At 70.5% G+C, this 24,072-nt stretch carries 15 protein-coding genes; 7 read left to right on the top strand and 8 right to left on the bottom strand.

Annotated elements, in window-relative coordinates; all coding sequences use genetic code 11:
- The first annotated feature begins 126 nt into the window (after positions 1 to 126).
- The 4 genes from ACZ7GJ_RS26955 (at position 127) to ACZ7GJ_RS26940 (ending at position 5,048) form a co-directional block, all read left to right on the top strand.
- On the top strand, positions 127 to 1,689 hold the full coding sequence (locus ACZ7GJ_RS26955) for a sugar ABC transporter ATP-binding protein (RefSeq protein ID WP_470755476.1): 1,563 nt from the start codon (positions 127 to 129) through the stop codon (positions 1,687 to 1,689).
- Complete coding sequence (locus tag ACZ7GJ_RS26950) at positions 1,686 to 2,786, top strand: ABC transporter permease (protein WP_470755475.1); 1,101 nt, start codon at positions 1,686 to 1,688, stop codon at positions 2,784 to 2,786. Before ACZ7GJ_RS26955 ends, ACZ7GJ_RS26950 begins: the two co-directional genes overlap by 4 nt.
- Positions 2,783 to 3,805: a galactofuranose ABC transporter, permease protein YjfF gene (gene yjfF / locus ACZ7GJ_RS26945; protein WP_470755473.1), complete on the top strand. Its 1,023-nt coding sequence runs from the start codon at positions 2,783 to 2,785 to the stop codon at positions 3,803 to 3,805. Before ACZ7GJ_RS26950 ends, yjfF begins: the two co-directional genes overlap by 4 nt.
- A 118-nt stretch (positions 3,806 to 3,923) precedes the next feature.
- The gene (locus ACZ7GJ_RS26940; RefSeq protein ID WP_470755472.1) at positions 3,924 to 5,048 is read left to right on the top strand and encodes an aldose epimerase family protein; all 1,125 of its coding nucleotides are present in this window, start codon (positions 3,924 to 3,926) and stop codon (positions 5,046 to 5,048) included.
- A 71-nt stretch (positions 5,049 to 5,119) separates the two neighbouring features.
- Here ACZ7GJ_RS26940 and ACZ7GJ_RS26935 read toward each other — a convergent pair whose 3' ends face one another.
- Positions 5,120 to 6,196, bottom strand: a complete 1,077-nt coding sequence (locus tag ACZ7GJ_RS26935) for a LacI family DNA-binding transcriptional regulator (protein ID WP_470755471.1) — start codon at positions 6,194 to 6,196, stop codon at positions 5,120 to 5,122.
- A 336-nt stretch (positions 6,197 to 6,532) separates the two neighbouring features.
- Here ACZ7GJ_RS26935 and araD point away from each other — a divergent pair, with 336 nt between their 5' ends.
- Both araD and ACZ7GJ_RS26925 read left to right on the top strand, forming a co-directional pair.
- Positions 6,533 to 7,270, top strand: a complete 738-nt coding sequence (gene araD / locus ACZ7GJ_RS26930) for an L-ribulose-5-phosphate 4-epimerase AraD (protein ID WP_470755469.1) — start codon at positions 6,533 to 6,535, stop codon at positions 7,268 to 7,270.
- Between the two features lie 630 nt (positions 7,271 to 7,900).
- Positions 7,901 to 10,372 (top strand): glycoside hydrolase family 9 protein, encoded by a 2,472-nt coding sequence (locus tag ACZ7GJ_RS26925; RefSeq protein ID WP_470755467.1) that lies wholly within the window; start codon positions 7,901 to 7,903, stop codon positions 10,370 to 10,372.
- A gap of 125 nt (positions 10,373 to 10,497) precedes the next feature.
- On the opposite strand, the gene ACZ7GJ_RS26920 is transcribed toward ACZ7GJ_RS26925, so the two are convergent.
- From ACZ7GJ_RS26920 to ACZ7GJ_RS26905, 4 genes are all read right to left on the bottom strand, one after another.
- On the bottom strand, positions 10,498 to 11,796 hold the full coding sequence (locus tag ACZ7GJ_RS26920; protein WP_470755494.1) for an RICIN domain-containing protein: 1,299 nt from the start codon (positions 11,794 to 11,796) through the stop codon (positions 10,498 to 10,500).
- A 97-nt stretch (positions 11,797 to 11,893) separates the two neighbouring features.
- The gene (locus ACZ7GJ_RS26915) at positions 11,894 to 13,324 is read right to left on the bottom strand and encodes an endo-1,4-beta-xylanase (RefSeq protein ID WP_470755465.1); all 1,431 of its coding nucleotides are present in this window, start codon (positions 13,322 to 13,324) and stop codon (positions 11,894 to 11,896) included.
- Positions 13,325 to 13,651: 327 nt separating this feature from the next.
- The gene (locus ACZ7GJ_RS26910; RefSeq protein WP_470755463.1) at positions 13,652 to 14,941 is read right to left on the bottom strand and encodes a glycoside hydrolase family 6 protein; all 1,290 of its coding nucleotides are present in this window, start codon (positions 14,939 to 14,941) and stop codon (positions 13,652 to 13,654) included.
- A gap of 57 nt (positions 14,942 to 14,998) precedes the next feature.
- Complete coding sequence (locus tag ACZ7GJ_RS26905; protein ID WP_470755461.1) at positions 14,999 to 15,970, bottom strand: glycoside hydrolase family 6 protein; 972 nt, start codon at positions 15,968 to 15,970, stop codon at positions 14,999 to 15,001.
- 270 nt (positions 15,971 to 16,240) lie between these two features.
- On the opposite strand from ACZ7GJ_RS26905, the gene ACZ7GJ_RS26900 reads away from it, so the two are divergent.
- Positions 16,241 to 17,272, top strand: a complete 1,032-nt coding sequence (locus ACZ7GJ_RS26900) for a LacI family DNA-binding transcriptional regulator (RefSeq protein WP_470755460.1) — start codon at positions 16,241 to 16,243, stop codon at positions 17,270 to 17,272.
- A gap of 106 nt (positions 17,273 to 17,378) precedes the next feature.
- Here ACZ7GJ_RS26900 and ACZ7GJ_RS26895 read toward each other — a convergent pair whose 3' ends face one another.
- The 3 genes from ACZ7GJ_RS26895 to ACZ7GJ_RS26885 all read right to left on the bottom strand — a co-directional run bounded on the left by ACZ7GJ_RS26895 (position 17,379) and on the right by ACZ7GJ_RS26885 (position 24,063).
- Positions 17,379 to 20,105 (bottom strand): beta-L-arabinofuranosidase domain-containing protein, encoded by a 2,727-nt coding sequence (locus ACZ7GJ_RS26895; protein WP_470755458.1) that lies wholly within the window; start codon positions 20,103 to 20,105, stop codon positions 17,379 to 17,381.
- Positions 20,106 to 20,347: 242 nt separating this feature from the next.
- Positions 20,348 to 21,847, bottom strand: a complete 1,500-nt coding sequence (locus ACZ7GJ_RS26890) for a glycoside hydrolase family 43 protein (RefSeq protein WP_470755457.1) — start codon at positions 21,845 to 21,847, stop codon at positions 20,348 to 20,350.
- Entirely contained in the window at positions 21,844 to 24,063 is a 2,220-nt protein-coding gene (locus ACZ7GJ_RS26885) for a glycoside hydrolase family 3 N-terminal domain-containing protein (protein ID WP_470755455.1), read from the bottom strand. The genes ACZ7GJ_RS26890 and ACZ7GJ_RS26885 overlap by 4 nt, the downstream gene beginning before the upstream one ends.
- Positions 24,064 to 24,072: the final 9 nt, after the last annotated feature.

The raw sequence follows: 24,072 nt of genomic DNA, 5'->3' as shown, positions 1-24,072 counted from the left end.
GCCCGTCCCAGGCCGTCCCAGACCGTCTCTTTCGGCTCGGCAGACAAGATCGGAAAGAGACGGCCCAGGTGCCTCCTCCGGTGTCGGCAGCCCGCTCCACCACCCCCACCCATGAGAGGAGGGCGGATGGCATCCCCGTCCACCACCCCGCGGCCCACGGACGCGGGTGGCCCGCGACCCGTCCTGGAAGCCCAGGGCATCCGAAAGCAGTTCCCGGGCGTGCTCGCCCTCGACGGAGTCGCCCTGCGGCTCTTCCCCGGTGAGGTGCACGCCCTGATGGGCGAGAACGGCGCCGGGAAGTCCACCTTGATCAAGGTGCTCACCGGTGTCCACCCCGCCGACGGCGGCACCCTCGTGGTCGACGGCCGGCCCCACGCGTTCGCGGACCCCCTCCAGGCGCAGCGGGCCGGAATCAGCACCGTCTACCAGGAGGTGAACCTCTGCCCGAACATCTCGGTCGCCGAGAACATCCTCATCGGGCGCGAACCGCGCCGGTTCGGTCTCATCCACTGGTCCGCGCTGCGGCAGCGGGCGGCCGAGCTGCTGACGGAACTGGACCTCGACCTGGACGTCACCAGTCTGCTCGCGTCGCATTCGCTGGCGGTACAGCAACTGGTCGCCATCGTACGGGCGGTGGACGTCTCGGCGAAGGTGCTCGTGCTGGACGAACCCACCTCCAGCCTGGACCGCGAGGAGGTCGCCCAGCTCTTCACACTGGTGCGGCGCCTGCGGGACCGCGGTGTGGCCATCCTGTTCGTCACGCACTTCCTCGACCAGGTATTCGACCTCTGCGACCGCGTCACCATCCTGCGCAACGGCCGACTGGAAGGCGAGTACCCCATCGGGGAACTGACGCCGGTGACGTTGGTACAGCGCATGATCGGCGGAGAACTGGCCACCCTCGACCAGCTGTCCGGCCGTGCCCACGAGGAAGCGGCCGTACGGGCGGCCGGCGTGCCGTTCCTCCGGGCGCGACAACTGACCCGCACGGGCTCGATCGAACCGTACGACCTCGACATCCACGCCGGCGAGGTCATCGGGCTGGCGGGCCTCCTGGGTTCGGGCCGCACCGAGGTGGCGCGCCTCCTGTTCGGCGCGGACAGCGCGGACGCCGGAGAGGTGAGCATCGAGGGCGAGAAGGCGGTCCTGCGCACCCCCCGCCACGCCATCGCCCGGGGCATCGCGTTCTGCTCCGAGAACCGCAAGTCCGAGGGGCTGGTGGGCGAGCTCACGGTCCGCGAGAACATCATCCTCGCGTTGCAGGCCGCCCGCGGCTGGACCAGGCCGCTGGCCCGAGCCAAACAGGACGAACTGGCGCGGCACTGGATCGAAGCCCTGGACATCCGCCCCGGCGACCCCGAAGCGCAGGTACGCCACCTCAGCGGAGGCAACCAGCAGAAGGTCCTCCTCGCGCGCTGGCTGCTGACCGCCCCCCGGCTCCTGATCCTCGACGAACCCACCCGGGGCATCGACATCGGAGCCAAGGCGGAGATCCAGAAACTCGTGGCCCGCCTGGCGGGCGAAGGCACCTCCGTGCTGTTCATCTCGGCGGAGCTCGAAGAGGTCCTGCGCCTGAGCCACCGCATCGCCGTGCTCCGAGACCACCGCATGGTGGCCACCCTGGCGAACGACGACACCGTCACGCCCGAACGCCTCCTCACGACCATCGCCACCGGAGCGGACTCATGACCCCCCAACCCACCAGGTCCGAGGCGGCCGGCGCGATCGGGAGACGGCTGGCCGGCCACCGCCTGCTGTGGCCCGCGCTCATCCTGCTGGCCCTGCTCCTGGGCAACCTCGCCTTCCACCACGACTTCTTCTCCGTCCGCGTACGCGACGGCCACCTCTACGGCAGCCTCATCGACATCCTGCAGTTCGGCGCACCCCTCATCCTGGTGGCGCTCGGCATGACCCTGGTCATCGCCACCCGCGGGATCGACCTCTCGGTGGGTGCCACCGTCGCCATCGCCGGTGCCCTCGCCTGTGGGCACATCTCCACCGCCGCAGATCCCGGCAGTGTCGCCACCATGCTCACGGCCGTTGCCCTCGCGCTCGGCGTCGCCCTCGTGCTGGGCCTGGCCAACGGCTTCCTGGTGTCCGGGCTGGGGGTGCAGCCCATCGTGGCCACCTTGATCCTCATGGTCGCGGGCCGCGGCGTGGCCCAACTGATCACCGACGGCCAGATCATCACGGTGACCAGCGCCCCCTACAAGATGATCGGAGGCGGCTACTGGCTGACCTTCCCGTTCGCCGTCCTCCTGGCAGCCGCCCTCGTCGCGCTCACCGCCTTCGCCACCCGTCGCAGCGCACTCGGCATGCTGATCGAATCCGTCGGCGGCAACCCCGCCGCCAGCCGCCTGGTCGGCATCCGGGCCGGCGGACTGATCGCCCTGGTCTACGTCTTCAGCGCGCTCTGCGCCGCCGTCGCCGGGCTGATGATCAGCTCCAACGTCTCCAGCGCCGACGGCAACAACGCCGGCCTGTGGATCGAGCTCGATGCGATCCTCGCCGTCGTCGTCGGTGGTACCACCCTGACCGGAGGACGCTTCTCCCTCGGCGGCACCGTCCTGGGCGCCCTGATCATCCAGACCCTGTCCACCACCGTCTACACCCTGGGTGTCCCACCCGAGACCACCCTCGTCTTCAAGGCCTTCGTCGTCATCGTCGTCTGCCTCGTGCAGTCCCCGGTCTTCCGGGCCAAGGTCCTGCGCCGCCGCAGGACGACCACTCCCCGATCCCACACCACAGCGGGCGCCGCCCCGCAGCAGCAGGAGGCAGGCGCATGAGTACCGGCATCGCGAGCGCCGCCGCTGGGCTCACCCGCCCCTTCGCGACCGTGTCGCCGCGCACCCGCACCCGTATCCCACTGATCGTCACGGCCGTCCTACTGGTCGTCATGTTCGGCGTCGGGTCGGTGCGCTACGAGGGCTTCCTCTCCGCGCAAGTGGTGCTGAACCTGCTGATCGACAACGGATTCCTCCTGGTCGTCGCGGTCGGGGCGACCTTCGTCATCCTCACAGGCGGCATCGATCTGTCCGTCGGCTCCATGGTGGCCCTCTCGACCATGATCACCGCCTGGCTGGTCGAGTCGCACGGCTGGCCCCTGGCCACCGTCATCCCCCTGGTCCTGCTGGTCGGCGCCGCGAGCGGGGCGCTCATGGGCTGGATCATCCACACCTTCGAGATCCAGCCGTTCATCGTCACCCTGGCCGGCATGTTCCTCGCCCGCGGGCTCTGCTACACGATCAGCACCGAATCCATCACGATCAGCGACCCCGCAACGGCGAAGATCGCGCAGACCCGGCTGTACGGCCCGGGGGGCCTGTTCGTATCGATCCCGGTGGTCATCGCGCTGGCCGTGCTGGTGATCGCCTTCGTCGTACTGCACCACACGCGCTTCGGTCGCAACGTGTACGCGCTGGGCGGCAACGAGTCCTCCGCACGCCTGATGGGTCTTCCGGCGGGCTCCACCAAGATCGGCGTGTACGCCGTCAGCGGCCTGTGCTCCGCACTCGGTGGCCTGCTGCTGACCTTCTACATGCTCTCCGGCTACGCCCTCCACGCCATGGGCATGGAACTCGACGCGATCGCCGCCACCGTGATCGGCGGCACGCTGCTGACCGGCGGCTCCGGCTTCGTCCTGGGCACCGCCCTCGGCGTGCTCGTCCTCGGCATGATCCAGACGGTCGTGAACTTCCAGGGCACGCTCAGCTCCTGGTGGACCCGGATCGTCATCGGCGCGCTGCTGCTCGTGTTCATCGTGCTGCAACGTCTGATGAGCGGCCGCCGCGCCGCCACCGACTGACTCCGGCTCCGGCTCCGGCTCCGCAGCCCATCAGCCCGTGCCTCCGCGGTTGCGCGCCGCGATCTCAGCTCGCTTCCCGGCGCGCCCCGCGGTGGACCGACTTCCAGGGAATACCGTCATGGAACACGCATACGAATCCGTCGAGCGGGCAGCCGAGCCCAGGCGGACCGCCGCCAGTCCGCGGACGGCCCGCCCTCTGCGCCTGGACGATGAAGGACCGGGGGAGAGGTGGCGGTTCGGCTTTCCCGGAGGGGCCTGCGCGGAGGTCCACACGCGCGGCGCCCGCCTCCATTCCCTGATCCTGCCGGACCGCTGGGGCCACACCGCCGACGTGGTGCTCGCCGCCCGCGACGCCGGCGCCTGCGAGGGCTCCGCACGCTACTTCGGTGCGACGGTGGGCCGTTATGCCAACCGCATCGCGCGCGGCCGGTTCGTCGTCGACGGCGTCACCCACCGGCTCGCCACCCAGGAAGCCGGGCACACGCTGCACGGCGGTCCCGACGGGTTCGACCAACGCGTGTGGCGGTGCGAGCCCTTCCACTCCGCGCACCGCACCGGTGTCCGTCTGTTCCTGCACAGCCCCGACGGCGACCAGGGATTCCCCGGCGCCCTCAACGTGCGCGTCACCTACACCCTGGACCGGGACGACAACCTGACCCTGTCGTACCAGGCGGTCGCCGACGCGCCGACGATCGTCAACCTCACCAACCACGCCTACTGGAACCTCGAAGGGGAGGGGCGCGGCAACGTCCTGGCCCACCATCTCCAGGTCGAGGCCCCCCTCTACACCCCCGTCGACAGCGAGCTGATCCCCGACGGTCCCCACCGCTCGGTCAGCGGCACCCCGTTCGACCTTCGCCGGTCCCGGCGGCTGTCCGACGTACTGACCCATACGGATGTGCAACTGGCCCTCGCCGGTGGCGGCTTCGACCACAATTGGGTCCTCGACGGCGCCCGGGGAGCCCGTCCCCGCAAGGCCGCCGTGCTGTACGCCCCCGTATCCGGCCGCCGCATGGACGTGCTCACCACGGAACCGGGCATCCAGGTCTACACCGCCCAAGGCCTGACCGGTGACATCACGGGCAAGGGAGGCAGGCCCTACCAGGCCTACGCGGGCATCGCGCTGGAAACCCAGCACTTCCCGGACTCGCCGAACCGCCCCGACTACCCGACGGTCCTGCTGCGCCCGGGCGAGCTGTACCGGTCCACCACGATCCACAGTTTCACCGCGGTCACCGCCTGAGGGGGGCTGCGTCGACCGTCGCCGCTGTCCGGTGCCGCAGGGGCACCGGGCGCGTGCGGGTCAGGTGGGGTTCACTTGCCGGGGGGAGTGATCCTGCGGGCCGTGCTGGCCCGCACGATGAGCTCGGGCGCCACCACCAGGTGCGTCGACTCGTCGGTCCGGCCTTCGATGTGGTCCAGGAGCAGCCCGATGCTGTCGCGGCCGAGCGAGGCGAAGTCCTGACGGATGGTCGTCAGCGGAGGTGGGAAGAACTCCGCCTCGGGGATGTCGTCGAAGCCGGCGACCGCTACGTCCTCCGGCGTGCGCAGGCCCGCCTCCCGCAGGGCCCGCAGGACTCCGAGGGCCATCTGGTCGTTGGCGACGAACACCGCGGTGAGGCCCGCTCCCTGCCCTCGTGACGCCCGGACCCGGCCCGCGAGCTGCTGGCCGGCCTGGTATCCCGACAGCGGACTCCAGTCGCCGCGCAGCAGGGGCGGCACCTCGGCGCCGGCATCTCGTAGCGTGTCCTCCCACCCCTGCGTGCGGGCCTCGCTCTCGAGCCAGTCGGCAGGGCCCGCGACATGCCACACGGTGGCGTGGCCCGACGCGAGAAGATGTTCCGTGATCATGCGAGCGCCGAGGCTCTGGTCCAGGGACACCCCTGGCAGGTCGAGGGTGTGGCCGCCTTCCACGGTGACCACGGGGCACGGTGCCTCCAATGCCGCCAGGGCCCTCACCGCGGCGCGTTGGGGGGTGACGGCGACGATCCCCTCGACGCCCCACCCGGCGAGGTGCTGCATGGCTTCGGCGAGGGCCGTCTGCGTGGCGGTCCGGAGCGTCACGGCGGACGTCAGATAGCCGCGATCGCGAGCCGCCTCCTGAACTCCCGCCACGGTGCTGGCGGGCCCGTGCAGGGTGGTGTTCACCGCGATGACGCCCAGCGTGTGGGTCCGGCGAGTGGCCAGGGCCCGGGCTGCCGAGTTGCGGCGGTACCCCAGCTGCTCGATGACCTCTGTTACGGCGGCCCGGGTCTTGGCGCTGACGTTCGGGTGGTCGCTGAGCACCCGCGAAACGGTCTGGTGGGACACACCGGCGACACGTGCGACGTCCGTCATGGTGGGCGCTCGCGAGACGTCTGGGAGCTGGGTCAACTCTCTTCCTTTCCTCATCGAGCGGCCTTCCCTCAAGGTATCGAACCAGCCGCGGCCCGCACATGTCTCGGACCGGCCGGGGGTTCGTCGATCAGGATCGATGTGGGCGTTCACATTATGCAGCGTTGGTCGCATGGTGGGGACATGAATCTTCTCGTACCTCTTGAGGTTACTGCTTGTTAGCGTTAACAATTCGATCGGGGTGGCTCTGTGGAGTGGGACAGGTGCGACAGCGCAGCCGAGATGCCCGGAGCGGCCCCGGATCAGTCCAGCCCGCTCATGCGCGACTGCGGGGCCGGCGGGACGCCGGTCCAAAGAGGCCGCCGCGCATGTCAGACAGACGGTGAGAGCGTAGTGAGCGAGACCATTCCCAAGGACCTCCGTCGCGAGGTCCTCGCGGCCAACCTGCGCATCCCGGAGGCCGGTCTGGCCACCCTCACCTGGGGAAACGTCAGTGGGGTGGATCGAGACGCCGGCGTCTTCGTCATCAAGCCGTCCGGGGTCTCCTACGCCGACCTCACCGAGGACGACCTGGTGGTGGTGGCGCTGGAGGACGGGAGGGTCGTCGACGGACACCTCAGGCCGTCCACCGATACCGAAACCCATCGGTGCCTCTACCGGGCCTTCCCCTCCATCGGCGGCGTCACTCACACGCACTCGGCGCACGCCGTCGCCTTCGCCCAGGCACGCCGCCCGATCCCCGTGCTCGGCACGACGCACGCCGACACCTTCAACGGGCCCGTCCCCGTGACGGCGGACCTCACCGCCGAGCAGTGCGCGCGGGACTACGAGTACAACACCGGGCAGGTGATCGTCGCCCGGCTCGACGGCGACCCCCGCCGGGCCGACGAGGTCCCCGGCGCGCTCGTCTCACGGCACGGCCCCTTCACCTGGGGTGCCACCGCGAAGGCTGCGCTGGAGAACGCCATCGTCTGCGAGGCCGTGGCGGAGATGGCGCTGCACACGCTGGCACTGGGCTCCCGCCTCGGAGACACCTCCGAACCGCCGAGGCATCTGCTGGAGCGGCACTTCACCCGCAAGCACGGACCGGACGCCTATTACGGCAACGCCCCTCACGCCCCGGGCGTCTGAGGCCGAGTACCGCCTCACGGCGCGGCGACCTGCGGCAGACCGCCGACGGCCTGCGGCGCCGGTGGGGGAGGGGGCGTCGGGCGATCGCGAGGTTCTGTCGCCCGCAGCACGTGAGCTCGCCCCCCTGGGTGGACGCCTCGCGGTCGCCGATGCCACGGCGCCGGCCTGGTACGACCCCGGATCGCCTGGGTCGGCCCTGTGCCGGGGCGCGACCTTTCCCGGTCGCCGGTGGCCGGTCGACTGGCTGGCGCCGCCCCCGTAGCGGTAGGCGCGGCCTGCCCGGGTCCGTCACCGCCGCGACCGGCACCTTCCCCTACGGGCGCCGCCTCCACGTGGTGCGCGACCGGGCTGGCCGCCCGTCGATGTCCAGGCACCCGGCCGACGCATGGGTGAGGCTCGGGGGTGGGGGTTGGGACGTGCGAGTCTCCTTCGCGAGGCCGGAGCCGCCTCTGATCGTCGGTTTCGGGCCACCGGTTCACGTGCGCCGAAGCCGTGGTGGCAGTCGGCCTGTTCCCGGATGCGGTTCGCTCAACCGCCGGTTCGTACCGGTGGCTTGACGGGTCCGTCAGGTGCCTGGCTTGATTGGGAGCGCTCCCACCCTGCCCCTCACCCACCGAGGAAGGCCTCACCGTGCCTCCTGTCACCCCCGCCCGCGGCGTGCCACGTCGCGCGGCCGCCGTGCTCGCCGGCTTCGCGCTGGCTGTCGGCGGCCTGTCCACGGCTGCCCTGGCCGGTCCGGTCGCGGCTGCCGCCACTGTGGCCGCCGCTGCCGACACGCCCGTCCGGGTCAACCAGCTCGGCTACCTGCCCGACGGCCCCAAGCGGGCCACCGTGGCCAGCTCCGCGACCGCCCCGCTCGCCTGGCAACTGCGCGACGCCTCCGGCGCGGTGGCCGCTTCGGGCGCCACCACGGTGCGCGGCTCCGACCAGGCGTCCGGCCAGTCCGCGCACCTGGTGGACTTCGGCGCGTACGCCGGCACCGGCACCGGCTTCACCCTGATCGTCGACGGTCGGGCGAGCCACCCCTTCGACATCTCCGCGTCGCTGTATGACGGACTGCGCGCCGACAGCATGTCCTTCTTCTACCAGCAGCGCAGCGGCATCGCCATCGACGCCGCCCTGGCGGGCGGCAGCGCGTACGCCCGCCCCGCCGGGCACCTGGGCGTCGCCCCGAACAAGGGCGACACCGGCGTCCCCTGCCAGCCCGGTGTCTGCGACTACCAACTGGACGTGCGCGGAGGCTGGTACGACGCCGGCGACCAGGGCAAGTACGTGGTCAACGGTGGCATCTCGGTCTGGGAGATGGTCAACTCCTACGAGCGGGCCCGCCGTTCGGGTGGCGACTCGGCGCTCGGCGATGGGACGCTGCGGGTCCCGGAGCGCGGCAACGGGACGCCGGACGTGCTGGACGAGGCTCGTTGGGAATTGGAGTTCCTGCTGCGGATGCAGGTCCCGTCCGGGAAGCCGATGGCCGGGATGGCCTTCCACAAGATGCACGACGCCAAGTGGACTGCCCTGCCGACGCGGCCGGAACTGGACGCCGAGCAGCGTGAGTTGCACAAACCTTCGACTGCCGCGACGCTGAACCTGGCGGCCTCGGCCGCGCAGTGTGCCCGGGTGTACGCGCCGTACGACTCCGCGTTCGCCGCGCGCTGCCTGGACGCGGCCCGGCGCGCCTGGACGGCCGCCAAGGCCAACCCGAACGTGCTCGCCCCGGCGGGGGACAGCACCGGCGGCGGTGCCTACGAGGACGCCGACGTGTCCGACGAGTTCTACTGGGCGGCGGCGGAACTCCTGGCCACCACCGGCGAGTCTCAGTACCGGGACGCCGTCACCTCCTCCCCGCACCACGCCAAGCCCGTCGACGCGTTCTGGTGGGGCGGCACCGCGACGCTCGGCCGCATCACCCTCGCCACCGTCGCCGGCGTGACCCTGCCCGCGGACGACGTGACGCGGCTGCGCGGCCTGCTGGCCACGGCCGCCGACGGCCACCTGGCCACCATGTCAGGACAGGGCTATGCAGTGCCTCTCTCCGCCACCGGTTATGTGTGGGGCTCCAACGGTTCCGTCACCAACAACGCGATGGTGCTGGCCGTCGCGTACGAGATCACCGGGCAACAGCGCTACCGGGCCGGAGCGTTGGAGTCCTTGGACTACCTGCTCGGCCGTAACGCGCTCGACCTCTCCTACGTCACCGGCTACGGCGACCGCACTTCCGAGAACCAGCACCACCGGTTCTGGGCGCATCAGAACGACGCCTCGCTGCCGCACCCGCCTGCCGGTTCCTTCGCGGGAGGGCCGAACGCCGGGCTGGAGGACCCGGTGGCCAAGGAGAAGCTGGCGGGCTGCGCACCGGCGGCGTGCTACGTGGACGACATCGGCTCGTACTCCACCAACGAGGTGGCCATCAACTGGAACGCCTCGCTGGCCTGGCTGGCGGCCTTCGCGGCTGAGCGGCGCGGCGCCCCGGCGGCGCCCGTGGTGCAGGTGGCACCGGCGGCCGTAACGGTCCCGGAGGGCGGCTCGGCGACGGTGGGCGTGCGGCTCTCGGCCGCGCCCGCGCAGAACGTGACGGTGACGGTGGCCGGGAACTCCGGCGACGAGGACCTCTCGGCAGCCGCGACCTTGGTATTCACCCCGGCCGACTGGGCGACGGCGCAGCAGGTTTCGGTCCTTGCGGCGCCGGACGCCGACGCGTCGTCGGGCAGCGCGACATTCACGGTCGGTGGTCCCGGCGTGCAGTCGGCGACGTTCACGGCGACGGAGGCGGACGACGACGCTTCGGCGGCTTCCTGCACGGTGGCGTACCGGATCGACAACGCCTGGGGCAACGGTTTCACCGCGACGGTGACCGTGAGGAACACCGGAACCTCGACGATCTCCGGCTGGACCCTCGGCTGGAGCTTCGCGGGTGATCAGCGGATCAGCAACGGCTGGAACGCCACGGTGACCCAGTCGGGCAGTACGGTCACCGCCCGGGACGCCGGGTGGAACGGCACGCTGGAACCCGGCGGCAGCGTGGGCTTCGGCTTCCAGGCGACGTATTCGGGCACCAACGCGATCCCGGCGCGCTTCACGCTGGGCGGTGCACTCTGCTCCTGAACGGTCACCACGCCCTGCCCGCCCGCCGCACCGGAATCTCCGGTGCGGCGGGCTGCCCTCGGTTGGCTCAGCTCTGATGGAGGGGAGCCAGGATGATCCTGGCTCCCCTCCATGGTGCGGGCGTGTCACTGGAACTGTGCGAAGAACCTCCAGATCTCGCCCTTGGTCCAGGTGGTGACGCCGCTCTCGTTGGGGGAGCCGTCGACCGGGCCGGGCAAATGGCCTCCGTCGAACGCGGCCCATTGGACCGGGTACCCGGCACGGCAGCCCGAGTAGGTGGTGGTGATGTGCGTCCGGCTGCCCGGCGCGGGCTCGCGCGGGCTCTGTGACGTGCAGCCGTTGTTGCTGACGAACCTGTCGCGCAGGGACCTTCCTTGCGCGATGTTGAGGACGGAGTCGCCGACGCCGTGGATTCCGAAGTAGGCGATGGGTTGGGTTCCGCCGCTGCACCCGCTGATCTCGCCGCCGGAGATCACCGCGACACCCCTGAAGACGTTCGCGCGGGTGCACGCAAGTGCGTGGCTCATTCCGCCGCCCCAGCTGAAACCGGTGGCGAAACGCTGCGCCGTGTTGACGCAGAGGCCGCCCTCGATCCGCCGGATCATGTCGTCGACGAAGGTGACGTCCTCACCGCCCGGATTGGCCCAGCCGTTGCCGAGGCCCTGGGGGGCGACGAGGATCGCGCTGTTGTTGGATTGTTCCTGTTGGCCGTAGTAGGACCAGGCGTTCCCGCTCGTTCCGCCCGAGGCGACGTCGCCGGCGGTTCCGCCCCGCCAGTGGAACGCGAGGATCAGCCGGTAGGGGTGGCTGTTGGAGTAGTTGTCGGGAACCCTGAGGATGAAGCTGCGGCTCTTGCCGCTGCTCTGGATCGTGTGCGTACCGCTTGCCAGCGTCGGGGCGCTGCCGCATCCGCCGCCGCCGGACGACAGCTTGACCATCTGCCATTGCTGGTTGGCGCCGCCCCAGTCGGTGTACTGGACGACGTTGCCGCCGTCGGCGGTGGAAGCGCCCTGCACCTCGACGGCCTTGCCGCTGTTGCGGTTGATCAGCCGGACGTGGCCCGCGTCGGAGTCGGCCAGTCGGAACTGCTGGTTGGCCCCGTTGCCGTCGGCCCGCTGCGCGATCACGGCACCGTCGGCGGTCGAGGCGCCGGCCACGTCGAGAACCCTGCCCGAATGCCGGGCCTTGAGCCGGTAGAAGCCACCGCCGGAGTCCACGAACTGCCACTGCTGGTTGGCCCCGTCGTTGCGCGTCCACTGACTGACCCGCGCGCCGTCGGCGGTGGACGCGCCGTAGACGTCCAGCGCCTTGCCGCTGTTGCGATTGACCAGGACGTACCAGGCACTGCTGTCCACCGTCGCCGCCTCGGCGGGCGCCGGCTGCACCGCGAAGAGCATGCCGATCGCGAGCGTCGCCGCCACCACGGCGGCCAACCGGGACCACCAGCGAGGCCTTCGTGGAGGGGCGGGGGAGGCCGCACCGTAGGGCTTCATCGGTTCACCCTTTCGTCGTGGCAGATCGTCAGGTGCGGGTCCACCGCTGGTTGCTGCCGCCCGAGCAGGAGTAGAGCTGGATCAGGGTGCCGTTGGCGGTGCCGTTGCCGGCGGCGTCCAGGCAGAGGCCGGACTGGACTCCGACGATGGATCCGTCGGAGTTGAGGCGCCACTTCTGGTTGTCGCCGCCCCAGCAGCTGTAGATCTGGACCTTGGTGCCGTTGCCGGTGCCGGCGGCGTCCAGGCACTTGTCGCCGTAGACCTTGAGCTCACCCCCGGAGGTGTAGGACCACTGCTGGTTGGTGCGGTTGTTGCAGTCCCACAGGTTGAGCTGGGTGCCGTTGGTGGTGCTGGCACCGGGCACGTCCAGGCAGCGGCCCGAACCGACGCCCTTGACCTGTCCGGAACCGGGCGTGGGGGTGGAGGAGCCGGCGTTGAGCGCGTTGAGCACGGAGGTGTAGGCGGGCTTCTTGTTGCCGTTGCCGTCGAACAGCAGCGGAGTCTGCTCCGATCGCCAGGAGTCGGTGTCGCGCACACCCCAGACCGTGATGCCGAGGCAGCGCGGGACGGCCAGGCAGTCGTTGGTCACGTTGGCGTAGGTCGTGGCCGAGGCGCCCTGGATGTCGAGTTCGGTGACGGCCACGTCGACGCCGAGGGCGGCGAAGCTCTGCAGGGTGGTGCGGAAATTGCTGTTGTACGGGCTGTCGTTGTTGAAGTGGGCCTGGAAGCCGACGCAGTCGATCGGCACTCCGCGCTGCTTGAAGTCCCGGACCATGGCGTACATGGCCTGGGTCTTGGCCCAGGTCCAGTTCTCGACGTTGTAGTCGTTGTAGCAGAGCTTGGCGGCCGGGTCGGCGGCGCGCGCGGTGCGGAAGGCGACCTCGATCCAGTCGTTGCCGGTGCGCTGCAGGTTGGAGTCGCGCCGTGCCCCCGAACTGCCGTCGGCGAAGGCCTCGTTCACGACGTCCCACTGCACGATCTTGCCCTTGTAGTGGGCCATTACGCCGTTGATGTGGTTGGTCATCGCCTGGCGCAACGTGCTGCCGCTGAGGTTCTGCATCCAGCCGGGCTGCTGCGAGTGCCAGGCCAGGGTGTGGCCGCGTACCTGCTTGCCGTTCTGCACCGCCCAGTTGTAGACGCGGTCGCCTGCGGCGAAGTTGAACTGGCCCTGCTGGGGTTCGGTGGCGTCGATCTTCATCTCGTTCTCGGGCGTCACCATGTTGAACTCGCGGCCCGCGATCGTCGTGTACGCCGAGTCGCCCAGCCTGCCCGAGGCGACGGCGGTGCCGAAGTAGCGGCTGCTCTGCGCCGCCGCGCCACCGAGCGTGCTCTCGGCGGCGTGTGAGACCGGCGGAGCCACCAGCATGGCGGCCGAACCGAGGACGCCGGCGACCAGCGCCGTGCGAAGAACACCGATCTTCCGGCGGACGGTGGATGGGGGAATTGCATGTGAGCGCATGAAGGAGCCTCCAGGACAGAAATCACGGAAGGATTGGAGCGCGGCAGGGTGAATCCGCGTGAACGACCCCGCGTCCGTTGACAAAGGACGCTCACGGCAGGGCGTAAAGATCCGAGGCCGCTACCCGGCACCCGGACACAGACGGGGGGTATCGCCTCGCGCCTCAGTCTGGAAACCCCGCGGAAACATGTCAATAGTTTCGAAAGGGTTTCGAGAATCCGCCCCTCTGAATAGCTCAATAGCCGCTTTTCATAGAGCGATCCTCATCGAAAACATTTCGATGAGGATCGCTGGGGGACGGGTATTTCCGTCGGCTCGCATCTCTGGTCAGCGCGGGGCCGTGTTGAACTCCAGTACGGGGTCGGCGTTCCGAACGAGGGACTTGGCCTGCTCCGGCCACCACACCCCGGCCGCGGGATCGACGACGCCGTACTCCGGGTCGATGGTGCCGCCCGGGATGCTGCGGTTGCACTGGCCGTCGGACTGGCCGACGGTCTTGATCCACAGGTAGGCGTCCACGAGCGGGACACGGGTGTTCGCGGTCGGCCGGGCACCGATGCCGCGACCGGGAGCGTTGCACCAGGTTTGCGGGTCGCCGCTGTACTTGCCTGCGGGCGGGGTCCACGCGCCCCGGCCGTCGCGGCCGGTGTCCACGACGAGGTGGGTGAGCTCCTGCGCGGGCGGGGTGCCGACGTTCTGCTGGAACCACAGGTCGGTCCAGTGCCAGGTGGACGGGTCGTCCACGTTCACGGCGTTTCCCGGCTGCCCGTCGTTCGGCGCCACGGGGGAGTAGTACTGGCTCGCGCACCAGTCGGGGTGCCCCTTGGCCCAGTCCGGGCCCTTGGTGGCGAACCACAGGCACTGGGACACCCAGGTGCCGTAGTGGGTGGACAGATCGGTGGCCAGGTAGTTGGAGACGTTCAGGGAGAAGCCCTGGGTACGGGTGACACCTGCCTGGAGGAGGCGTTGCGCGATGTCGCCGACGCTGCGCCAGTGGCTGTTGCCGGCATCCAGGTAGACCACGCTGTTCGGCTGCCGCTCCAGGGCGTCGATCGCGTGGTTGAGGTCGGCGAAGCGCCCGGTGGTGATCGCGCCGGTGGGGTCGCTGCCGGGCCCGCAGTCGGAGGGGAGGTTGGCCAGCCCGTCCGGTTCGAGGATGACGACGGCCTTGCTGCGGCCGATCCCCCGGGCGAAGGCGCTGATCCAGGCCTGGTACTCGGCGTCCGACTGTGCGCCGCCTGAGGAGTACTGGGAGCAGTCGCGCAGCGGGATGTTGTAGGCCACCAGGACGGGAACCGTACGGGTTCGCTCGGCGCGGCGTACCAGGTCGCGTACGCGGGATTCGACCTGCTCCGGGGTGCCGTCGGTGAACCAGGCGGCCTCCGGCCAACTGGCCAGTTTCGCCATGGACCTGGCGCCCTCGAAGTCCCGGTGGAGGAGGTCGGTGACGGCTTGGTGGGCCGCGTCGCTGTCGGGATCGACGTAGAAACGGGTGTTCGGGGGAAGGGTGTGGGAGGCCGGCGCGGAGCTCGCATCGGCAGAGGCCGGGGCGATGGCGCCGAGGAGCAGCGTGAGCGCGCTCGCTGCCAGGGCCAATCGGTGCAGGGGGATACGCACGGGGTTCCTTCGCTAGAGGTGCTCGGGTGCCGGGCCCTGAAGGGAGGGGAGGGCGGGTCAGTAGCCGTAGATCATCTTGTAGGCGACCTCCGGCAGGAACTGTCCGGCCGAGGAGCCGGCCCCGACACCGCAGTTGCCGTCGGACTCGCCGGGGATCTTGATCCACAGCAGCATCTCCGCACCGCCGCCGCGCTGGGTGGGAGTACCGATCCGGCGGCCGGCGGGGTTGCACCACTGGCCGTTGGAGCCGTTGCCGTTGCGGCTGGTGTCGACGACGAACGGCTTGGTGTAGCCGTAGGACCGCAGGGCGGAATTGACCGCGTTGCCGTAGGAGGTGTTCTGGTCGGTGGTGAAGTAGTTGGAGACGTTCAGCACGAAGCCGCGCGCCCCGCTGACCCCGGCGGCGGCGAGCTGCTGCGCCATGGTCGAGGCGCCGATCCAGCCGGGGTTCCCGGCGTCGAGGTAGACCCAGGTGTTGGGTGCCTTGGCATTGAACTGGGCGATCGCGTTCTTCAGCATGGCGTTGCGCTCGGCGATCTGAGCAGCTGTCATGCAGCTCTCGTGGCCGAGCGCGTCGGGTTCGAGGACGACGACGGCCGGGCGGCTGCCGATGCCACTGGCGAAGGCGGCGATCCAGGCGTCGTACGCGGCGCGGCTCCCGGCGCCGCCGCCGGAATGACCGGCGCAGATGTCCCGGTTGGGGATGTTGTACGCGACCAGGACCGGCAACTTGTCGTAGGAGTCCGCGCGGCCGACATAGGCGCCGGTGGCGGCGCCGATGTCGCCGCTCCAGTTGCCGAACCAGCGGGCCGCCGGGGTGTTGGCGATGGACGTCCGGATCGCCGCCGCCCGCCCGTCGCCGGGGTTCGCGTTGGTCCACCGCAGGGCGGAGTTGTCGGGGTCGGTGTAGAAGCCGCTGGTCATGGTGGTCGGGTCGGCGGCGTAGGCCGGGCCGGCGTTGATCAGGGCGAGAGCGGCGGTGAGGGCACCGGCCAGCAGGGCGGATGCGGCTCGGACGGACTTGCGCATGGTTCTTCCTCCGGTGGGGGTGGGGAAGTGGAAGCGCTTCCAGTTTTGGGTGTGGGGTCGGATCGCGCTGATCGGATGATTGGGGCCGTCGCCTGGGTGTGTCAAGTGGTTGAACACGGAAGTACTGGCACGGCCGGTATGGCGTCATTGGTTGGAAGCGCTACCAGATTGAGACCCAGGACGACATCTGTGTGCAGGTCCGAAGCCCGGCGATGCATGGAATCATGGCCGCTGTTCGCCGTCCGCGTGAGCCCGAGGAGCAGTTCTTCCATGGAGCCGTCACCCAAGCGCATGCCGACTCTCGACGAGGTGGCCGCACGCGCCGGTGTATCGCGCACGGCGGCCTCCCGGGTGATCAACAACGCCCCGCACGTCAGCCGCGCCAAGCGGGAGGCGGTCCAACGGGCGGTGCGCGAGCTGGATTTCGTACCCAATCCGGCCGCGCAGGCCCTCGCGACCCGCAGGGTCGGAGCGGTGGTGCTGGCGGTCTCCAGCGACGAACCGGGGCTGTTCGCGGACCCGTTCTTCGCGGAGGTCATCGTCGGCGTCAGCGAGGCGCTGGAGCAGACCGAACTGGAACTGATCCTGCTGCTGGCCAACACCCCGCGCGGCCGGGAGCGGTTCGAGCGGCTGCTGCGCTCCCGCCGGGCCGACGGCGTCATGCTGATGGCGTTGCGGGGCGACGATCCGCTGGGCCGCCTCGGCGAGGAGGTCGATCTGCCCGTCGTCTTCGGCGGACTCCCGCTCATCGGGGAGCCCACGTGGTACGTGGACGCCGACAACCGGGGCGGCGCCCGCCTGGCCGCCGAGCACTTCGCGCGCACGGGCCGCCGACGCCCCGTCATGATCACCGGCCAGGTGGACGCCAGGGCCGCGGTTGCGCGGGAGCAGGGGTTCACCGACGGTCTGACCTTGTCCGGCCTGCCCCTGCTCGGGGTCGAGCCCGGGCAGTTCACCGAGGAGGGCGGCGCCGAGGCGATGGAGCGGCTGCTCCGGGCGCACCCCGATCCCGACGCGGTGTTCGCGGCCTCCGATGCGATGGCCATCGGCGCCCTGCGCACCTTGCGGGAACGGGGGCTCCGGGTGCCCGAGGATGTCGCGGTGATCGGCTTCAACGACCTGGCGAGCGCCCGGCACACCAGCCCGCCGCTGACCACGGTCCATCAGCCGGTACGCGCGCTGGGGCAGGAGATGGCCAGGATGCTGGTCAGTGCCATCGAAGGACACCGCCCCAGCCCGTTGATCCTCCCGACCCGCCTGACCGTGCGCGAGTCCGCCCCCGATCTGCCCACGTCGGCCTGACCGGTGAGCGCTTTCGGCAGGGTCGGCCCGATCCGACGCGAGCGCCTCCAAGTCGATTTCCCGTCGCCGCGAGCGGCCTGTGGCGATCGGGGGACTCGGCGTGGGGTCAGATGAATCGCCACAGGTGGTCGTTGGTGCCGTTGTCGTCCCACAGGACGGTCTGTGCTCCCTGGGCGGTGGAGGCACCCGAGACGCCGAGGACGCGGCCGCCGTTGGCGCACTGGATCCTGAAGGCGTCGCCGCCGCCGTGGCGCAGGCGCCACCGGTGGTCGGCGGTGCCGTTGTCCGCCCACTGGACGATCCGGGCGCCGTTGGCGGTGCCGCCGTTCTCCACGGCGAGGACCTTGCCGCTGTGGGAGTTGCGCAGCCGCAGGTGGCCGCCGGTGTCGACGACGGCCGTCCAGAGATGGTCGGCGGTGCCGTTGTCGTCCCACTGGACGGCGAGGCCGCCGTCGGCGGTGGACATGTCCCGCACACCCAGGACCCGCCCGCTGGCGACGTTCTGGATGCGCCTGGCGCCGTCGGGGACGAACTGCCACTGGCTGGAGGGGACTCCGGCGTCGGGCACCTGTACGGCTCCGGCGCCGTTGGCGGTGGAACCGCCTTCGATGCCCAGCAGCTTACCGGTGTGGACGTTCTGAAGCTTGTGAAAGCCGTTGCCGGCGTCGACGACGGTCCACCGGTGGTCGGCGGTGCCCGTGTCGGCCCACTGGAGGATCGGGGCGTTGTCGGCGGTGGACATGTCCTTCACGCCGAGGACCTTTCCGCTGTGGAGGTTGCGCAGCCGCAGTGCGGTGCCGTCGAGGAGGAGGATCCAGTCGTGGTCGGCGGTGCCGGAGTCGGTCCACTGCAGAGCGAGGCCCCCGTCGGCGGTGGACATGTCCCGGATGCCGAGGACGAGTCCGCTGGCCGCGTTGACGAGACGGAAGCCGGGACTGTCGGTCCGCCAGTAGACGGTGTAGTTGAAACCCTGGGCGTCGTGGAAGGGGCCGAGGTCGACCTTCGCGCCGTTGGCGGTGGCCGTGAAGGCGAGCACGGTGCTGCTGGTTCGGGTGATCGAGGAGGGGTCCAGGGCCGGGAGGGAGGGCAGCGTGGTGCTGCCGTAGTTGCCGGCGAGGATGACGGGGCCGTAGGCGATCGCCGCGACACCGGGGTTGTCGTTGGCGGCCTGGAGGGCCACGCGCATGGGGAGCTTCACGGTGACGATGTCGCCGGAGGCCCAGGACCGGGTGAGCGTGGCGTAGGTGCCCGGACCGGCCGCGACGGTCTGGGCGACGCCGTTGACACTGACGGTGGCGCCCGAAGTCCATCCGGGGATGCGCACGCGCATCGACCAGGTCCCGCCGACGCCGCCGGTGACCTTGAGCGTCGTGGTGTCGACGGCCGGATAGGAGGTGGTCTGGGTGACGGTGATGCCTCGCTGGGTCCAGTCCAGGACGGAGGGGAGGAACAGGTTCACGGTGAGGGTGGTGCTGCCGTCGTGGAAGTAGATGGAGTCCATCAGCTTGGTGTTGGACTCGACGCCCGTTCCCTGGCAGCACCAGAACGTGTCGTAATCGTTGCTCCAGGTGCCGCCGCCCCACGCCGGGCCCCTGCCGCGGCGGCCGCCCGGGTTGAGGGGGGTGAAGTAGGTGATGTGTCCGTGCGGGTCGGCCGGGTTCTGGGCGCCGATGACGTGGTTGAGCAGCGCCTTCTCGTAGAAGTCGAAGTACGACGCCCGGCCGGGGTCCAGCTGCCACAGTTCTCGGGTCAGCTTGAGCATGTTGTAGGAGTTGCAGAGCTCGCAGGTGTCTGCGACGAGGAAGCCGGAGATGGCGTTCGGGGCCCGGAAGTGTTCCGCCTGGCTGTTACCGCCGATGGCGTAGGTGTGCGAGGTGGTGCAGATCGTCCACGCGTTGGCGGCGATGTCGAGGTAGCGGGTCGTCCCGGTTGCCTTGTACTCGCGGACGGCTCCGATCCACTTGGGCACCTGCGTGTTGGCGTGCAGACCGTTCAACTGGTCCAGGTTCGCGGCGAGGGGGTCGAAGACCGCCGCATGGTCGAACCGCTGGGCGGTCGTCAGCCAGCGTGCGTCGCCGGTCCGTTGGTGGAGGTCGGCCAACACCTCGTTCATGCCGCCGAACTCGACGCCCATCAACGACTGCATCGTGCTGCGGCTGAGCGCGGCGGTGCGCCGGTCGACCCAGCCGGCGAGCGCGAGGAGCACGTCGCGGGCCTGCGTGTTACCGATGAGGCGCCACACGTCGAGCAGACCGGCCATGGTCTTGTGGACGCAGTAGTACGGGACGTTCCCGTTGTTCAGCGTGCCTGCTTCAAGCCTGGTGAAGTCGGCCTCGGGGAAGCCCGACAGGTAGCCGGCGGAGAAGCCCGCGGTGGAGTTGTTGGCCTGGCACTTGGCGAGTTCGGCCACCATGCGGTCGGCCTTGTCGCGGCAGGTGGTGTCCCCGACCGCGGCGTAAGCCTGGGCCCATGCGGTGAGGAAGTGGCCCTGCACGTGGGTGCGGAAGGGGAACGCCGGGTCGTCCCATCCTCCGGTCGGGGCGGCGGTGTTGGTGGAGAGCCGGTGGTTGGAGCGGAAGTTGTACAGCAGGCGGTCGACGTCGATGAAGCGGAGATAGGCCAGGGTGCGGTTCTGATTGTCGAGCCAGCGGCTGCTGGTGAGCCGGACCTGACCCAGGTCGAACGGGAACGCCGACACTCCGACGTCGGATCTGACCGCGGGCGTCTGCGCCGCCGCGGAGACAGTGTTCAGCACGGGGCCGACAGCCGCGGCCACGGCCGCGACGCCGGTCGCCTTGATCATGGCACGTCGGCTGAAGGGCGGAACCGGCATGGCGAACTCCATGGTCCGTGAGGAATGAGGGTGCCGCGCACAAGGCTGTCGGACCTCGACTGGTGGCTGCGAGGTCGGTGCGGCAGCTGCCTGCTGCGCACGAGTGTTAACGCTCACAATTGACGTGTCAATACAACGGGCGGCGGCGACAAGGCCGTTCCGCGCGCCACCACACGGGGAAGTGAGGTGCGAGCGGGCAGGTGGCGGACGCTGACCGCCACCTGCCCGCGGCATCAGCGACGTCAGCTCCTGCCCGGCGGTTCCTGCGGGCTCGGGCAACTGATGTCGAACCACGTGAAGTGGGCTTGGTTGGTGGAAGGACGGCCGTTGGAGGTGGCGTACAGGCCGAGCTGGATGCTGGTGAACAGCGGGGTGAGGAAGGTGGCTTCGACGGTGGTCAGGTCCTGCCAGGCTCCTTCGGGTGCCGCGTGGGCGAAGGTGTGGCTGAAGCCGCGGATGCGGACCCCCAGGCGAACGGGGCCCGGGGGGACGCGAGCGCCGGCCAGGACCTCGGCCCCGCGGCGGAGGCTGAGTCCTTCCGCGGTACGGAGGAAGAGGAGATGGGTGTCGTCGTCGAGGAGTACGGCGAGGCCCGCCTGTTCCTCCGGCGCGGTGGGGGTGAAGTGCAGTTCGGTGGAGACGTCGCAGTCGGGCTGTTCCTGGGGGCGGGCCAGGAGGGACGGGGTGGTGCGTTCGCCGAGGCGTTCGGGGCGGAGCTGGAGGCGGAGCCCCTCGCCGGTGGTCCAGAACCGATCCGGCGGTGTGCGCAGGCTGCTCCAGTCAGCGCCGAGCGTCGCGAAGTCGTCGTGGACGGGGCGACGGAGGTCGGTGTGGACGACGGGGGAGAAGACCGGCCAGCCCGCGTCCCAGGTGATCCGGCTGAGGAAGGTCTCGCGGCCGAGGGCGGAGCCGGGGCGGACGCCCAGGAGGACGGCCCGCCAGTCGCCGTTCGGGGTTTGGACGAGGTCGGCGTGCCCGGTGCAGGTGACCGGACCCTTGGCGGGCGGTAGCACCGGATTGCCGGGGGCGCCCTCGTAGGGGCCGGTCACGCGGTCGGCGCGGGCGGCCACCACGCTGTGGTCCACATCGGTGCCGCCCTCGGCGGTGACCAGTAGATAGCTGCCGCCGGTCCTGTAGAGGTGCGGGGCTTCCGACCATCGGGCGCCGGGGTGGCTCCCCGACCACAGGACGTGCTCGGGTCCCGTCAGCCGTCGTTCCCGGGGAAGGTATTCGCGCATCCAGATCTCGGTGCGGCCCGCGGCTTCGTCCACGACTCGTGCGGCCGTGAACCAGGCCCGGCCGTCGCCCTCGCCCTCGCCCTCGCCGTCCCCGTGCCCATCGCCGTCGTCCGGCCCGTCGTCGAAGAACAGCGACGGGTCGAAGCCCTCGCCCTCCAACCAGTGGGGCTCCGACCACGGCCCCGCCGGGTCGGTCGCGGTGACGACGAAATGACCCGGGCCGTCCATCAGCGTGCAGACGAGGTGGAAGACCCCGTCATGGTGCCGGATCGTCGGCGCGAACAGACCCCGAGAGGGCTCGCACCCGTCGAGGTCGAGCTGGGACGCCCGGTCGAGCGCGGAGCCGATGCGCCGCCAGTTCACGAGGTCACGGCTGTGGAACACGGGAAGGCCCGGGAACCATTCGAAGCTGGACGTCACCAGGTAGTAGTCCGATCCCACCCGGCAGACGGACGGGTCGGGCCGGAACCCGGGCAGTACGGGATCACCGAAGTAGCTGGTCATGGAGCCGGGACGATCTCGACCGGAACGGACAGCACCCGGTCGGCCGCAGGGTGACGTACGGGGCCCTCCAGAGTGAAGGAGCCCTGGAGCGGAAGGTCGCCGCTGGACCGTCCCACGGCCACGCCGATCTCCCCGGGCTCCACTCTTCTGCGCAGGTCGAGCCCGGTGAAGGAGGTCCGGTCGGCATGGACCGAGAAGGTGATACGGGAGGCCGCGCCCGGCCGCAGTTCGACCCTGGCGAATCCGGCGAGCCACCGCTGCGGCCGGACGACGGACGCCACGGGGTCGGAGAGGTACAGCTGGACCACTTCGGTCCCGGCCACCTCGCCGACGTTGCGTACGGTGACCGAAACGGCGACGGCCCCGTCCGTCGCGGCGACGGGATCCACGGAGAGCTCCGAGCAGGTGAAGCTGGTCCAGCTCAGCCCGTGTCCGAACGGGAACAGCGGGGTCGGGTCCACCGAGCTCCAGTCGGTGTGCCCGCCGAGCCTGGCGTGCAGGTAGGTGCCGGGCTGGCCGCCGACCTGGCGGGGGATGGAGACGGGCAGCCGCCCGGACGGTTCCGCGGCACCGCTGATGATCCGGGCCAGCGCCGTCCCGCCCTCCTCACCGGGGAGGAAGGCCTGGACCACGGCCGATGCGCGCTCGGCGAGCGTGCCGAGCGCATAGGGCCGTCCGGATACGAGGACCAGGACGGTCGGCACCTCCGAGTCCAGAACGGCGGAGGCGAGCGCGGCCTGATCGCCTGGCAGGTCGAGGGTCTCGGCGTCGCAGCCCTCTCCGGAGGTGCCCCGGCCGAACATGCCGGCCCGGTCCCCGAGCACGAGCAGGTTCACGTCCGGATCGTCCGCGGTGACCGTGAACCCGGCAGCGGTGAGCGCCTCGCCGAGCGTCGGGATCTTCAGCCCGAGGTCGCCGGGCAGCGCCACGTGGTTGGGGAAGGAGTAGCAGCCGAGGAAGGACTGGGGGTCGTCGACGTAAGGCCCGCTGATCGCGACCCGGCACGGCCTGAGCGGCAGGATGCCGTCGTTGGCGAGCAGTACGGTGGACCGTTCGGCCAGGAGCCTGGCCAGTGCCCGGTTCTCCGGCGGGTCGAGGTCGACCGGCTCGGGCTTGACGGGTTCCCAGGCGGGGTCGAGCAGGCCGAGCTCGGCCTTCTGGAGCAGGACCCGTTCCGCGGCCCGGTCGATGAGCTCCTCGGGCACGCTTCCCGCCCGCACGAGTGCGGTCAGCGGCTCGCCGTAGCACCGGGCCGTGGGCAGCTCGACGTCGATTCCGGCGGTCAGCGCCAGCGCGCCGGCCGCGCCCCGCGATCCGGTGACACCGTGCCGGGTCTCCAGGAAGGAGACGGCGTAGTAGTCGGCGACGACCACTCCGCTGAACCCCAGCTCGCCCCGGAGCAGTTCGGTCAGCAGCCGTTCGTCGGCGGCCACCGGAACGCCGTCCACGTCGGTGTAACTGTTCATCACCGACCGGGCGCCCCCCTCGCGCAGGGCCCGTACGAAGGGCTCGACCAGTACGTCGGCGAACTCGCGCGGTCCCGAGGCGACGGGGGCCATGTTCCGGCCGCCGCGCGAGGCCGAGTACCCGGCGAAGTGCTTGAGCGTCGCCACGATCCCGGCGCCCTCCAAGCCCTGCACGTAGGCGGTGCCGATCGCACCGACGAGATAGGGGTCCTCGCCTATGCACTCCTCGGTCCTGCCCCACCGGTAGTCGCGGACCACGTCGAGCACCGGAGCCAGCCCCTGGTGGACGCCGACCCGCCGCATCCCCGCGCCGATGGCGGCGGCCATCTGCCGCACGAGTCCGGGATCGAAGGAGGCGCCCCAGGCCAGTGGCCCGGGGAAGACCGTCGCTCCGAACGTCATGAACCCGGTCAGGCACTCCTCGTGAGCGACCGCCGGTATCCCGAACCGGCCGGCTCCGGTCACCTGCCGCTGGAGCGAGGCGAGCCGCTCCATCCCGGCTTCCGCGGTGATCGGCGCGGTTCCGTACACCCGGGTGAGCTGGCCGAGGCCGTGGGCGACGATGTCGTCGAGGCCGGGCGCGGACTCGCCGGAATCGTCCTCCATCGGCGCGACGGGTGCGCCCGGATCCGAGGGCAGCGCCCAGAAGCCGGCGAGCTGACCCGCCTTCTCCTCCAGCGTCATCCGTTTCAGCAGATCGGCGACTCGTGCGGACGCGGGCATGAGGGGGTCACGCCAGGGCTCGGTCAAGGAGTTCTC

The sequence above is a fragment of the Streptomyces sp. NPDC037242 genome (genome assembly GCF_055604165.1).
Note: the sequence above shows the minus strand (reverse complement) of the source record. Positions and strands in the feature narration are given on the sequence as shown.

What these genes read in the sequence shown, in the direction of transcription:
- ACZ7GJ_RS26935 (WP_470755471.1), bottom strand. Translation starts at nt 6,196, where the DNA reads ATGAGGAAAGGAAGAGAGTTGACCCAGCTCCCAGACGTCTCGCGAGCG.
- ACZ7GJ_RS26940 (WP_470755472.1), top strand. Translation starts at nt 3,924, where the DNA reads ATGGAACACGCATACGAATCCGTCGAGCGGGCAGCCGAGCCCAGGCGG.
- ACZ7GJ_RS26915 (WP_470755465.1), bottom strand. Translation starts at nt 13,324, where the DNA reads ATGCGCTCACATGCAATTCCCCCATCCACCGTCCGCCGGAAGATCGGT.
- ACZ7GJ_RS26955 (WP_470755476.1), top strand. Translation starts at nt 127, where the DNA reads ATGGCATCCCCGTCCACCACCCCGCGGCCCACGGACGCGGGTGGCCCG.
- ACZ7GJ_RS26905 (WP_470755461.1), bottom strand. Translation starts at nt 15,970, where the DNA reads ATGCGCAAGTCCGTCCGAGCCGCATCCGCCCTGCTGGCCGGTGCCCTC.
- ACZ7GJ_RS26900 (WP_470755460.1), top strand. Translation starts at nt 16,241, where the DNA reads ATGGAGCCGTCACCCAAGCGCATGCCGACTCTCGACGAGGTGGCCGCA.
- ACZ7GJ_RS26895 (WP_470755458.1), bottom strand. Translation starts at nt 20,105, where the DNA reads ATGCCGGTTCCGCCCTTCAGCCGACGTGCCATGATCAAGGCGACCGGC.
- ACZ7GJ_RS26950 (WP_470755475.1), top strand. Translation starts at nt 1,686, where the DNA reads ATGACCCCCCAACCCACCAGGTCCGAGGCGGCCGGCGCGATCGGGAGA.
- ACZ7GJ_RS26890 (WP_470755457.1), bottom strand. Translation starts at nt 21,847, where the DNA reads ATGACCAGCTACTTCGGTGATCCCGTACTGCCCGGGTTCCGGCCCGAC.
- yjfF (WP_470755473.1), top strand. Translation starts at nt 2,783, where the DNA reads ATGAGTACCGGCATCGCGAGCGCCGCCGCTGGGCTCACCCGCCCCTTC.